The organism is Roseibium aggregatum (assembly GCF_014692675.1).
Taxonomy (GTDB): Bacteria; Pseudomonadota; Alphaproteobacteria; order Rhizobiales; family Stappiaceae; genus Roseibium; species Roseibium aggregatum_C.
On sequence record NZ_JABFCZ010000013.1, the window covers coordinates 72,097 to 83,994 of the forward strand.

The 11,898-nt window shown below is 62.2% G+C and carries 12 protein-coding genes; 8 read left to right on the top strand and 4 right to left on the bottom strand.

Annotated features, from left to right (window positions below; all coding sequences use genetic code 11):
- Positions 1-80: 80 nt before the first annotated feature.
- Positions 81-3,383, top strand: a complete 3,303-nt coding sequence (gene uvrB, locus HK439_RS12935) for an excinuclease ABC subunit UvrB (protein WP_190291926.1) — start codon at positions 81-83, stop codon at positions 3,381-3,383.
- A gap of 35 nt (positions 3,384-3,418) precedes the next feature.
- Positions 3,419-3,667 (top strand): hypothetical protein, encoded by a 249-nt coding sequence (locus tag HK439_RS12940; RefSeq protein WP_190291927.1) that lies wholly within the window; start codon positions 3,419-3,421, stop codon positions 3,665-3,667.
- 169 nt (positions 3,668-3,836) lie between these two features.
- Here the strand turns inward: HK439_RS12940 and HK439_RS12945 are convergent, their stop codons facing one another.
- The 3 genes from HK439_RS12945 to HK439_RS12955 form a co-directional block, all read right to left on the bottom strand.
- Entirely contained in the window at positions 3,837-4,124 is a 288-nt protein-coding gene (locus tag HK439_RS12945; protein ID WP_190291928.1) for a GIY-YIG nuclease family protein, read from the bottom strand.
- Positions 4,125-4,499: 375 nt separating this feature from the next.
- Positions 4,500-4,772 carry a hypothetical protein gene (locus HK439_RS12950; RefSeq protein ID WP_190291929.1) on the bottom strand — a complete coding sequence of 91 codons (273 nt, stop codon included), beginning with the start codon at positions 4,770-4,772 and terminating at the stop codon, positions 4,500-4,502.
- A gap of 144 nt (positions 4,773-4,916) precedes the next feature.
- Entirely contained in the window at positions 4,917-5,207 is a 291-nt protein-coding gene (locus HK439_RS12955; protein WP_190291930.1) for a hypothetical protein, read from the bottom strand.
- A 91-nt stretch (positions 5,208-5,298) separates the two neighbouring features.
- Here HK439_RS12955 and HK439_RS12960 point away from each other — a divergent pair, with 91 nt between their 5' ends.
- Together HK439_RS12960 and HK439_RS12965 are read left to right on the top strand one after the other, a co-directional pair.
- On the top strand, positions 5,299-5,679 hold the full coding sequence (locus tag HK439_RS12960; protein WP_190291931.1) for a hypothetical protein: 381 nt from the start codon (positions 5,299-5,301) through the stop codon (positions 5,677-5,679).
- A 584-nt stretch (positions 5,680-6,263) separates the two neighbouring features.
- Positions 6,264-8,336 (top strand): FG-GAP-like repeat-containing protein, encoded by a 2,073-nt coding sequence (locus HK439_RS12965; RefSeq protein WP_268956904.1) that lies wholly within the window; start codon positions 6,264-6,266, stop codon positions 8,334-8,336.
- 366 nt (positions 8,337-8,702) lie between these two features.
- Here HK439_RS12965 and clpS read toward each other — a convergent pair whose 3' ends face one another.
- Entirely contained in the window at positions 8,703-9,008 is a 306-nt protein-coding gene (gene clpS / locus HK439_RS12970) for an ATP-dependent Clp protease adapter ClpS (RefSeq protein WP_190291933.1), read from the bottom strand.
- A gap of 354 nt (positions 9,009-9,362) precedes the next feature.
- On the opposite strand from clpS, the gene HK439_RS12975 reads away from it, so the two are divergent.
- From HK439_RS12975 to HK439_RS12985, 4 genes are all read left to right on the top strand, one after another.
- Complete coding sequence (locus HK439_RS12975; protein ID WP_209011779.1) at positions 9,363-10,265, top strand: hypothetical protein; 903 nt, start codon at positions 9,363-9,365, stop codon at positions 10,263-10,265.
- Between the two features lie 90 nt (positions 10,266-10,355).
- On the top strand, positions 10,356-10,754 hold the full coding sequence (locus HK439_RS26700) for a hypothetical protein (protein ID WP_209011780.1): 399 nt from the start codon (positions 10,356-10,358) through the stop codon (positions 10,752-10,754).
- A 121-nt stretch (positions 10,755-10,875) separates the two neighbouring features.
- Positions 10,876-11,226 (top strand): DUF6665 family protein, encoded by a 351-nt coding sequence (locus HK439_RS12980; protein ID WP_190291934.1) that lies wholly within the window; start codon positions 10,876-10,878, stop codon positions 11,224-11,226.
- A 117-nt stretch (positions 11,227-11,343) separates the two neighbouring features.
- Positions 11,344-11,802 carry a hypothetical protein gene (locus HK439_RS12985; RefSeq protein ID WP_209011781.1) on the top strand — a complete coding sequence of 153 codons (459 nt, stop codon included), beginning with the start codon at positions 11,344-11,346 and terminating at the stop codon, positions 11,800-11,802.
- Positions 11,803-11,898: the final 96 nt, after the last annotated feature.

Consider the following 11,898-nt stretch of genomic DNA (forward strand, 5'->3'; position numbering starts at 1 on the left):
TGTCAGGAGCCGGGACGGAAGGGGCGGCAAAGGGCCGCCCGCCCCTTTATTCCCGCGCGCGGGTGGACCATATTGCGGGGATGAGCAAGACGTCCCCTTCCCGTTCGAAAAAGACCACCGCCGACGAGCCGAAAACCGAAGGCTTCGGCGAAGCCCCCCAGGCCGCCTTCGAAGGCGCCCCCCTGAGCGGCGGCATCTCCGACTGGGCCAAGGAGATCGAGGAAGAAGCGGCGAAGGCGACGGACACTAGCAAGGGCACAAGAACAACCGAGCGAAGCGAAGGCAAGCGCGACCGCGCGCCCATGGACCTTGCCTCTGGCAAGTCCGCAAAAGATAGCTCCGGTCAGCCCGCCCCCGCGGAGGATAGTGAGCGCAGCGAACGCTCATCCGTGAGCGCAAAGGCAAAGCCCGCACCTAAAAAATCTTCCAAAACCCAGTCTCCGGTCCGCTCTGCGCGAGGCACTTCCATGGGCGCGACCAGCAACCCGCGCGAGCGCGCCGCCGGCGGGCTGAACCCGATTGCCGGGCTGGATATCTCGCTGGAAGACGCGGAAGCGCTCTTCGCCAAGCAGAAACAGGCAAGCAAGAGAAAAGGCTCCGGCGCAGCCGGCAAGCGCGACCGCGCGCCGGCCGGTCAGGCCGCCCCCGCGGAGGACAGTGAGCAGGGCGAACGCTCGTCCGTGAGCGAAGAGCTGACAAAACACCTCAAGGACAACAAGAAGAAAAAGAAAGAATCCAAGTTCGGCGAGCTGACCGGCAATCAGGGCGCGACGGCGACCGTCGAGGCCCTGTCGGCGCTGATCGAGAGCGGCAATCCGCTGCACAAGAACGGCGAGATCTGGACCCCGCATCGGCCGGAAAAACCCGCCAAGTCGGAAGGCGGCGTGCAGATCGTCCTGAAGTCCGACTATGAGCCCGCCGGCGACCAGCCGACGGCGATCGCCGAACTGGTGGAAGGCATCCAGGCGGACGAGCAGACCCAGGTGCTGCTCGGCGTCACCGGCTCAGGCAAGACCTACACCATGGCCCAGGTGATCGAGCGCACCCAGCGCCCGGCCCTGATCCTGGCGCCGAACAAGACCCTGGCGGCCCAGCTCTACGGCGAGTTCAAGAGCTTTTTCCCCGACAACGCGGTGGAATATTTCGTCTCCTACTACGACTACTACCAGCCGGAGGCCTACGTCCCGCGCACGGACACCTATATCGAGAAGGAAAGCTCGATCAACGAGCAGATCGACCGCATGCGCCACTCGGCCACCCGCTCGCTGCTGGAGCGCGACGACGTCATCATCGTCGCCTCCGTGTCGTGCATCTACGGTATCGGCTCGGTGGAAACCTACACCGCCATGACCTTCGCGCTGGAGGTCGGCGAGCGCATCGACCAGCGCCAGCTGATCGCCGATCTGGTCGCCCTGCAGTACAAGCGCAACGACGCCGCCTTCCAGCGCGGCACGTTCCGGGTGCGCGGCGACACCATCGAGATGTTCCCGGCCCACTACGAGGACCGGGCCTGGCGCATCTCCCTGTTCGGCGACGAGATCGAGTCGATCACCGAGTTCGACCCGCTGACCGGCAGGAAGTCCGGCGAGCTGAAGCAGGTCAAGGTCTACGCCAACTCGCACTACGTGACGCCGAAGCCGACGCTGAACCAGGCGATCAAGTCGATCAAGCAGGAGATGAAGGAGCGGCTGGAGGAGCTGAACGCCCACGGCCGCCTGCTGGAGGCCCAGCGGCTGGAGCAGCGCACCCGGTTCGACCTGGAAATGCTGGAGGCGACCGGCTCCTGCGCCGGCATCGAGAACTATTCGCGTTATCTGACCGGCCGCGCGCCGGGCGAGCCGCCCCCGACCCTGTTCGAATACCTGCCCGACAACGCGCTGGTCTTCGCCGACGAAAGCCACGTCACCATTCCCCAGATCGGCGGCATGTACCGGGGCGACTTTCGGCGCAAGGCGACGCTGGCCGAATACGGCTTCCGCCTGCCGTCCTGCATGGACAACCGACCCTTACGCTTCGAGGAATGGAACGCCATGCGGCCGCAGACCGTCTGCGTCTCCGCCACGCCCGGCTCGTGGGAGCTGGACCAGTCCGGCGGCGTCTTCGCCGAACAGGTGATCCGCCCGACCGGCCTCGTGGACCCGGTGATCGATGTCCGCCCGGCCTCGTCCCAGGTCGACGACCTGCTCGGCGAGGTCCGCGAGGTGGCGGCGAAGGGCTACCGAACGCTGGTGACCACGCTCACCAAGCGCATGGCCGAGGACCTGACCGAATACCTGCACGAGAACGGCGTGCGCGTGCGCTACATGCACTCCGACATCGACACGCTGGAGCGGATCGAGATTATCCGCGATCTTCGTCTGGGGGCTTTCGACGTGCTGGTCGGCATCAACCTGCTGCGCGAGGGCCTGGACATTCCCGAATGCGCGCTGGTCGCCATTCTCGACGCCGACAAGGAAGGCTTCCTGCGCTCCGAAACCTCGCTGATCCAGACCATCGGCCGCGCGGCCCGTAACGTGGACGGCAAGGTGATCCTCTACGCCGACAACATGACCGGCTCCATGGAACGCGCCATGGCCGAGACCGAGCGCCGCCGGGAAAAGCAGCTCGCCTACAACGAAGAGCACGGCATCACCCCGGAATCGGTCAAGCGCAACATCGCCGACATTCTCGACAGCGTCTACGAACAGGACCACGTCACCGTCGACTCCGGCTTCGCCGAGGACAGTGGCGCGCTGGTCGGCCACAACCTCAAGGCCCACATCGAGGACCTGGAACGGCAGATGCGCGAGGCGGCCGCCGACCTCGACTTCGAAACCGCCGCCCGCCTCCGCGACGAAATCAAGCGCCTGCAGGCCACCGAACTGGCGGTGGCCGACGACCCCATGGCCCGCCAGGAAGCCATCGACGACAACAGCGGCGGCTACCGCGGCGACCGCAAGTTCGGCGCCGGGGGCACCAAGGCCGGGGCATCGGGAAAGAAGCGGGAAACGGCGAAGGACCGTGCCAGGGCGGCAAGGGAAAAGAGTTCGGGCCAAGCAGGGGAAATAGGTTCCGGCGCAGCCGGCAAGGGCAAGCGCCCGTCGCCCGGTCAGGGCGCGCCCGCGCAGGCTAGCGAGCACGGCTCGCGCTCAGCCGTGAGCGCAACCCAAAACCCGAGCGAAGACCAGCTAAGCCCGTCGTCAAAGGTCCGAAAGAACACCCTCGACGAGATGACGGTGGGTCGGACCGAAGTGCCCCTGTCCAGGAAACCTCTGCCGACGAAGCCGGAGGACGACGTCAGACCGGTCGTGCGTGGCAAGATCGGTGCAGGGTCTTATGAGGATCCGGCAGAGGAGCGTCAGAGGCGCGGCCGGCCGAAGAAGAGTGGGCGGCCGGGGCGGTAATCCCGGCTTTGCGCGACGCTTAGGGGGATGGAACCATGTGGTTTTTCCGGACGCTGTATCAGATAATCGCCGGACGTCTCATCCGCGATTTCGAGACGAAGGCAAATAACGGCACGACGAACGTAACGCTCAGCCTGAAACAGGAAACGGGCGACGGAAGCTATTTCGTGGTTCTCGCGTTGAAGTCAGCCGGCAACTATCAGTATGCGCACTTTTCCCGGCAGCAATTCGACATGTTCGCCGCCGAGGTCGCCGCGATCCAGGCGGATTTGTCGAACCTTTGAGGTGTATGCTGAACGCTGATCCGGAATTCACGCCTCAACACAAGCGCAAGCGAACACTGTTTTTCATGGAGAATAGGCCGCACCTGCGGTGCGAATGATTTCTGGATTCCAGATCAGCACGCAGCCTTGCTGCGCTTGTCTGGAATGACGGTGGAGAATTGACCCGAATTCAGAACAACCCATCCTCCGTCAGGTCCCGCCACTCCGGATTACTTCTTTCGATCAAGTCGATCTTCCATGCCCGTTTCCAGCTTTTTAGCTGTTTTTCGCGTGCAATGGCCTCGTCTATTCGGTCGTGTTGTTCCGCATAGACCAGCCGGGTAACGTCATAGGTCTTGGTGAAGCCGTCCAGGAGACCATTCTTGTGTTCATATATCAGGCGCGGCAGATCACTGGACACACCGATGTAAAGCGTGCCGTTCCGATCTGAAGCCAGGATGTAAACATATGCGGACATGGCACGATCTTTACGTGCATCGTATGCGCCTGCAATCCCCATCCCGTCATTCCAGACAAGTGAGGCGCAGCCGAGCGCAGATCTGGAATCCAGACATCAGCGCGAGCGCAAGCGAGCACCGCTCATGATTGGAAAATAGCCGCACCTGCGGTGCGAATGATTTCTGGATTCCAGATCGGCACGCAGCCTTGCTGCGCTTGTCTGGAATGACGATGGAGAGTTTGGCAATTAGGCACCCCAAAACACGTCATGCCACGGCCGAAGCCATGGCATGACGGCCGGAGAGCGGGCCGGACGGCGCGGTAAGCGGCGGACCTCCCGGTGCCGGGGCCGGCCTCGGCGTCTCCGAAGGGGTACTCGTCAGGAGGTGGTTTCTCAGGAATCTGACGCGCAGGTGCCGGTAAGCTGGAGCGCCTGCTTGCGGTCGAGGGCCTGTTTCTGCGTGTCATACGGACCGCCGGCGATCTGCCAGTTGCCGCTGTGGTGGTAGCCGCCGTCCGCGTCGGTCAGTTTCCGGGTGGAGCAGGTACCGGCGTGATCCTGGCGCAGCACGAACCAGCCGGTCTGTTCTCCCTGCGCATAGGCGAGGCCTGCCGAGGTGACGGCCAGAAGCCCGCCGAGGAGCGCGATCCTGGGTAACGTTTTCATCGTGAATTCTCCCGAATTTTGTTGCTTCGGAAGATCTTTACATGGGCACCTGCAGCGGTTATTTCAACAGGTAGGAACCAGCTAACATGCTGAAATAAAATGAATTATTTTTAACTTGCCAAGATTTCAAAGCTGGCCTGGCTCTCACCCCGGCACCGCCGGCAGGACGGTGAACAGCACCACAGCAAACGCAAACACCGCGATAGCCAGCACATAGAGCCGGATCACCCGGCGGCGCAGCGGTTCGGCGTCCGGCCCGAAGCCGTTGCGGCGCAGGAGCTTCAGCCAGAGCTTCGCCCCCTCGACAAGATCGAAGCCGAGCGCGCCTTCCGGCGACTGGTGCCGAAAGAACACCAGCGTCCGCGCCCAGGCGGCCACCAGCAACAGCAGGGCCAGCGCCATGAAGGTGATGAAAATCAGATAGGGACCGCTCACCGCTTCCCCCCTTTCTCCGTATCCGGCCCCGATTGGCCGATACCGCCGTTCCGGGTAAATTAGCCCTCCTTTCGGCCTGGGGGAAACAGCGATGCGCGCATTGGGGGCAATTCTGGGGGCGATCGCCGGGGCGGTGATCGGCTATATCGGCGCCTTCGTGGTCGGTTACCCGATCATCGTCGCCTTGGACGGCCCCGACCGGGACGGCGGCATCGCCATCGGCGTCGCGGTGACCCTCGGTCCGGCAATGGCCGTGATCACCGCGCTCGTGTTCATGCTTCTGATCCTGCGGCTGACCCGGCCGAAACGACCGCAACCGGCCGCGGAACCGGACTCAACGGAAGACCCCGACGAGGCCCTGTTGCGGCCTCCGCCGGGGACGAATACCGGCCCGGACACCCAGACCCTGATCGCAACCGGCGTCGTGGTGGTGCTTATCGTCGCAGGAATGATGTGGCTGAACGGCGGCTGAGCGGGAATACGCAGCGCCCGGCCCCTGCGCCGTTCACGAATGACCGGCCCTCGAAACCCGGCAATCCTGCCGCCCGGCCGATGCCGAAGCACGCTCCAATTTCCCTGCATGCCACACGTTTTGGGAGACATTCCGCACAATTGCCACTGGACAACGAATTAGCACTTTCTTTAAGATTCTTAACAAGAGTCGAAGGCAAATTATTCAGGCCCAGATTAATCAGGCCCATATAACCAGGTACGGATTCCGCGGACCCATCAATTGCAACCGTCTACTCAAACAACCAGATCGCCGACCAGCTGGTCAACGGCTACTGGAATGCAAACGGCGGCAGCTGGCGCTCCTTCGGCGTCTCCACAGGGGCGACACTGAGCTATAACATCACCGGGCTGACCGCCGCCGGACAGAACCTTGCCAAGACGGGGCTGCAGGCGTGGTCCTTCGTCACCGGACTGAATTTCAGCGCAACGACGTCCAGTTCGGCAAGTATCTACTTCTATGACGATTACAGCGGCGCCTTCAGCCAGTCCTACGGCTCCGGCAACACGATATCCCAGTCCATCGTCAACGTCTCGACCGCCTGGCTGGGCGCCTACGGCACGGGCCTGAACACCTATTCGTTCCAGACCTACATCCACGAGATCGGCCATGCGCTCGGCCTTGGCCATGCCGGCAACTACAACGGCTCGGCCACCTACGGCGTCGACAATCTCTATGCGAACGACTCCTGGCAAGCGACGGTGATGTCGTATTTCTCGCAGGGCGAGAACACCTACATCAACGCCAGCACCGCTTTCGTGATCACGCCGATGGTCGCCGACATTCTCGCGATGCAGACCCTCTACGGCGCCGCATCGACCCTGCGCACCGGCGACACCGTCTACGGCATCGGCTCCAACGCCGGCGGCTACTACGACCAGTTCACGTCGCTTTATCCGGTCTCCTACACCATCATCGACAACGGCGGCACGGATACGCTGAATTACTCCGGCTTTGCCTTCGACCAGACGCTGGACCTGCGCCCCGAACATTATTCCAACGCGGCCGGCCTGTACGGCAACGTGACGATCGCCCGCGGCACGGTGATCGAAAACGCCATTGGCGGGTCCGGCAACGACAGCCTGATCGGCAACACCGCAAACAACGTGCTGACCGGCAACGGCGGCAACGACAGCCTGACCGGCGACGCGGGCAACGATACGCTCTACGGCGGAAGCGGTGGCGACACCCTCAACGGCGGCAGCGGCAACGACGCCCTCAATGGCAGCTACACCTATGCTTTCGCCGCGGTGGAGAACGTCAATCGCTATGCCATCAACGGCCACCACGACCACGCCCTGGTCGGCGACTTCAACGGTGACGGCCGCAGCGACCTGATCTTCACCTGGGAGCATTACGGCGAAAACCGCATGTTTCTAGGCAACGCCGACGGCAGCTTCACCGACGGCGGCAGCCCGCTCGCGACCCACGCCATCAACGGCTACCCGGATCACACCCTGGTCGGCGACTTCAACGGCGACGGACGCGACGACCTGATCTTCACCTGGGAACATTACGGCGAGAACCGCCTGTTCCTCGGCAATGCCGGCGGCGGCTTCGATTACATGGGCTTCCAGATTACGCCGACATCGATCAACGGATACCCGGATCACACCCTGGTCGGCGACTTCAACGGCGATGGCCGCAGCGACCTGATCTTCACCTGGGAGCATTACGGCGAGAACCGGCTGTTCCTCGGCAATGCCAGCGGCGGCTTCGACTACGTCAGTTTTCCGATGACACCGTCGGCCATCAACAGCTTCCCGGACCAGACGCTTGTCGGCGACTTCAACGGCGACGGCCGTGACGACATGTTCTTCTCCTGGGCCCGTTACGGCGAGAACCGCCTGTTCCTCGGCACCGCGGCCGGCGGCTTCAACTATGTCGGAGCCCAGATCGACCCGTCGGCCATCAACAGCAGCCCCGACAAGGTCCTGGTCGGCGATTTCAACGGCGACGGCCGCGACGACCTGATCTTCACCTGGTCGCAAAACGGCGACAAGCGCATGTTCTTCGGCACGGCCGGTGGCGGCTTCGACTATTCGTCCAGCTACAATGTTCCAAGCGCGCTCAACAACAATCCCGACCGCGTCCTGGTCGGCGACTACAACAGCGACGGCCGCGACGACCTGATCCTGACCTGGCAGGACTCCAACCAGGTCAAGTATTTCACCTGCATCGGCAACTCGTTCGTCCAGATCAAGAACTACATCGATCCGGACTGGATCCTGCCCGCGGAACACGTCCTTGTCGGCGATTACAACGGCGACGGCACGACAGACACGTTTGCCGCCGACTCCCATGAAGGCGACAACTTCCTGCTCTTGTCCTCAAGCTCCGACGGCAACGACACCCTGACCGGCAGCACCGGCGACGATACGTTCTATTTCCAGGGCAAGAATTTCGGCTTCGACCACATCACGGATTTCACCGCGGGCGCGGCCACCGAAGACACGATCGCCTTCTCCCAGGCCGTCTTCCACGACTACGCCGGCGTCCTGGCCGCCGCCTCCACCTCCGGCTCCGACACGGTCATCACCGTCAGCTCGGCCGCCACCGTCACCCTCGACGGCGTCGCCCTCGCAAGCCTGCACGCAGACGATTTTCAGTTCGTTTGAGGGGTGGGAGACGGGCGTCGGATCGTTGGCTTGAGGCTGATAATAAACCCCGATTTCGTCATCCCGGACGCAGCGCAGCGAAGATCCGGGACCGGCGAGCCACGGTCTTCATCGGGATAACATTTTGAAATTCGTCTTGCTTCTGCCGCCCTTGCCCTCCGCTAGGGCTCCGGGCGTTCGTCGCTTGAAACGCCAAATCGTTGGCGTTTCATTTGCTGCGCCCCCCCTTGCCCTCCGCTAGGGCTTCGGGCGTTCGAAACTCAAAAAGCCAAATCGTTTGCGGCCCTTGCGCTTCGCTATGGCTCCGCGCGTTCGAAACTCAAAAAGCCAAATCGTTGGCTTTTTGCCCGCTTCGCGGGACGTTTCTCACTCCTCCGGTTCCACGGTGAACTGGAGGGGGTAGCCGTGTTTCTGGGCGGCGGCGACGGCGCGGTCTGCCTTGGTCTCGGCAACGTCCTTCGGATAGACGGAAACCACGCAGGCGCCCTTCTGGTGTGCCGTCAGCATGACGATCTCGGCCTGGGAGGAATCCAGCCGGAATTCGCCCTTGAGGACCATTACGACGAATTCCCGTGGCGTGAAGTCGTCGTTCAGGAGCACAACGCGGTAAAGCTTCGGCCGCTCGGCCTTGATCCGCGGCTTGGTCCGCGGTTTCAGGTTCGTGTCGCTCATCTGGAAACGTCCGTCAAAAAAATCTGTCTTGACCGGTCAATCATTATCGCACTGCAACGCCGCGAGGTCCACCTGCGTCATCCAGGAAGCGAATCAGTCTGTCTGCCGGTCATTCCGGAGGCGCATCTACAGCGGTTTCGCACAGGATCTCAAGCGCGAATCCACAACAGGGATTTCGGCAGAGACTCTGATGCAACAGGACTATAAAATTTGGCCGAAAGCCTTCCCCATACCCCGTTTTAAGGCTAATTCTGGCTGATCGTTGAAAGCGACCGGCAAGATCGGTTAAAAATGAGTTAATGGAATGCAGAGTCGCGTCGGCCGTCGGCCGTTCGCGTAAGACAGGAGTCGGTTATGGGCATTTTTTCCAAGAGCTCGCGGTCTGGCGAAGACGCGCGGCAACGGCCAGAGGACGCCGGTACCGCCGGTGCAACGCACATGGAAGCGGAAGACACAGCATCGAACGTTGCGCAGATTTCCCCCTTTGCGCTGCGGATGCAGGAAAAAATGCACACGCTCGACGGCCTGAAGACGCGCATCGGCGGCCTGAGCAAGACCTTCGAGCAGATGAACGCCCTGGCGATGGAATCCCAGAACAGCATTCACCTGCTGTCCGAATTCGTCGAAGCCTCCCGTCAGCACGTCGAGACGGAAGTCCGGCTGAAATCGGAAAACGCCAAGCTGTCGACCGACCTGCTGGACGTTCAGCATCAGGTCAAGTCGCTGTCCACCCAGCTGGAAGAGGCCCAGGCCGAGGTGCATTCGCTGCGCAAGCGCTCCACCGAAACCCGCACCGCCCTGGAAACCGCCCGCAACGACATCGTCACCATCCGCGACAACAACAAACGCGTGAACGAGGAATACCGCCATCAGAGCGCCCAGCTCGTAGAAGCCAATTCCCAGATCGCCGAACTCACCGGCGAACTGAACGACCTCAAGGCGAAATACGACTCCCTCGAGGACCATGCCGAAAGCCTGAAGTCCGAACTCGATGCCATCGCCCGGCGCGAAAAGGAACTGCAGCAGAACCTCTCCGAAAGCGCGACGCTCCTGGAAGAGGAAGTCAAGAAGAACAGCCGCGCCACCAACGAGCTTGAAGCCGCCAAGCGCGAGATCATCGATCTGCGCAACGACAACATCGACCTGAAGTCGCACATGGATGTCGCCCGCCAGGAACTGGCCTATTCCAAGTCCCGGCTGGAGGAAGAACAGCGCAAGCACGACAACGAGGTCTATGCGCTGAACGCGGAGATCTAGAACCTTTCGTCCCAGCGCCGCATCGGCGCCCAGTCGCTGCAGGAAACGACCCGCGAAAACTCCTCCATCAAGGAGCGCAACCGTTCCCTGATGAAGCGCATGCAGGAAATCGAGCTCCTGCTGGACAGCGCGCAGAAGAACCACGAGAAGGACCGCAACGAGCTGATCTCGACCAGCGCGAAGCTGCGTGAGGTCAACCTGCGTTACAATTCGGCCCTGACCGATCTCAACCACGAGCGCAAGCAGAACCAGAAATACGCCGAAAATCTGGAAGATCTGGTGGAAGAGAACAAGAAGCTCCAGAAGTACAAGATCCAGGTCGATACCGCGAACGACCAGATCGCCCAGCTCAAGTCCGTCATCGCCAATTACCAGATGGCCATGGAAGGCCGGGGTCCGGCCGAGGAACTCGGCCTCACCGAAGACGGCGAAGGCGGCGGCAAGAAAAAGGACGGCGACGACGACGTCGTGGTCAAGCTGCGCGACTGACGCGGTCACGTCGCCCGATCGAAGCAACAGGGCCCGGAGCGCAAGCTCCGGGCTTTTTCATGAGGAGTTGCATTCCGGGCGGGAACGGGCGACTCTCGCTCCATAGACGGCGCCGGATTTCATGACTGTTCGACCACCCAAAGCCTATTCGAAGGACCTGCAGGATCCGCTCTCGGCGGCCCTGGAGCAGGAAATCTTCAACGAGAAGGCCGGCACCCTCGCCCGGTTGAACCGGAAACTGGAAGAAGCCCTTGCGCGCCTGCCAGAACCCGATCCGGACGCCGACGACGTCGCCATGGAAATGCGGGACCGGCTGCTGGCCGAAGCCGGCGAAGCGCTCTGGAACGTCACGATCCAGCGCGAACTCTGCGGGCTGACCCGGCACAAGGAATTTTTCGACCACATGAAGGTGCCGCGCGCCGTCCGCCTGCGCATGGGCCCTGTTCTCGGCAGGAAGCGCCAGGATCCGTGAGCGAGCCGTCCGCGCGGGCCCGCATGGAAGAATTGCGGCCAAACCGTGCTATACGTCACAGACGCTTTCGCCGAACCTTGTAAGGTCTTGAAAGACAAACGAAGGGGGTTTCGTTCCATGCGGAAATACAGACACTCAGGATCACAGGGCGGCAAGACGGCCGGCGGCCGATGGAAAGCAGCGGCACTCGCCCTTGCGGCGGCGACCGTCTTTTCGACCGCGGCCAGCGCCGACAGCTGCTGGACCCATAACGGATCCCTGATGCGCCTTCAGGCACAGGGCAACCAGCGCTGGCTCAGCTATGAAGTTCCGAGGCCGCAGCTGCGGGCAGGCGGTGTCCAACGCGGCACCTTGCTGTTCAACGGCGTCAAGCAGGGCAACTGGTACCGCGGGACGGCCCGGGTGTTTTCCAAATACTGCCCCGGCACGCCGCTGGAATATGCGGTTGAGGGCCCCGTCCGCTCCGACCAGCTTCAGGTGACCGTCCGCGGAACCCGGGAAGTTTACGATCACTGCCGTCCAACGGGCCGGTATACGACGGACACACTCGTTTTCACCTACTCGCATCAATGCTAGCGCAAAAACCGGTCAATGAAGCCAATGTGCCAGCTTGCAAGTAACGTTGCGGGATGATTTCTTGTCGCCTGCGTTTACGGGATTCGGAGGATTCGG

What these genes read in the sequence shown, in the direction of transcription:
- uvrB (WP_190291926.1), top strand. Translation starts at nt 81, where the DNA reads ATGAGCAAGACGTCCCCTTCCCGTTCGAAAAAGACCACCGCCGACGAG.
- HK439_RS12940 (WP_190291927.1), top strand. Translation starts at nt 3,419, where the DNA reads ATGTGGTTTTTCCGGACGCTGTATCAGATAATCGCCGGACGTCTCATC.
- HK439_RS12945 (WP_190291928.1), bottom strand. Translation starts at nt 4,124, where the DNA reads ATGTCCGCATATGTTTACATCCTGGCTTCAGATCGGAACGGCACGCTT.
- HK439_RS12950 (WP_190291929.1), bottom strand. Translation starts at nt 4,772, where the DNA reads ATGAAAACGTTACCCAGGATCGCGCTCCTCGGCGGGCTTCTGGCCGTC.
- HK439_RS12960 (WP_190291931.1), top strand. Translation starts at nt 5,299, where the DNA reads ATGCGCGCATTGGGGGCAATTCTGGGGGCGATCGCCGGGGCGGTGATC.
- clpS (WP_190291933.1), bottom strand. Translation starts at nt 9,008, where the DNA reads ATGAGCGACACGAACCTGAAACCGCGGACCAAGCCGCGGATCAAGGCC.
- HK439_RS12975 (WP_209011779.1), top strand. Translation starts at nt 9,363, where the DNA reads ATGGGCATTTTTTCCAAGAGCTCGCGGTCTGGCGAAGACGCGCGGCAA.
- HK439_RS26700 (WP_209011780.1), top strand. Translation starts at nt 10,356, where the DNA reads ATGAAGCGCATGCAGGAAATCGAGCTCCTGCTGGACAGCGCGCAGAAG.
- HK439_RS12980 (WP_190291934.1), top strand. Translation starts at nt 10,876, where the DNA reads ATGACTGTTCGACCACCCAAAGCCTATTCGAAGGACCTGCAGGATCCG.
- HK439_RS12985 (WP_209011781.1), top strand. Translation starts at nt 11,344, where the DNA reads ATGCGGAAATACAGACACTCAGGATCACAGGGCGGCAAGACGGCCGGC.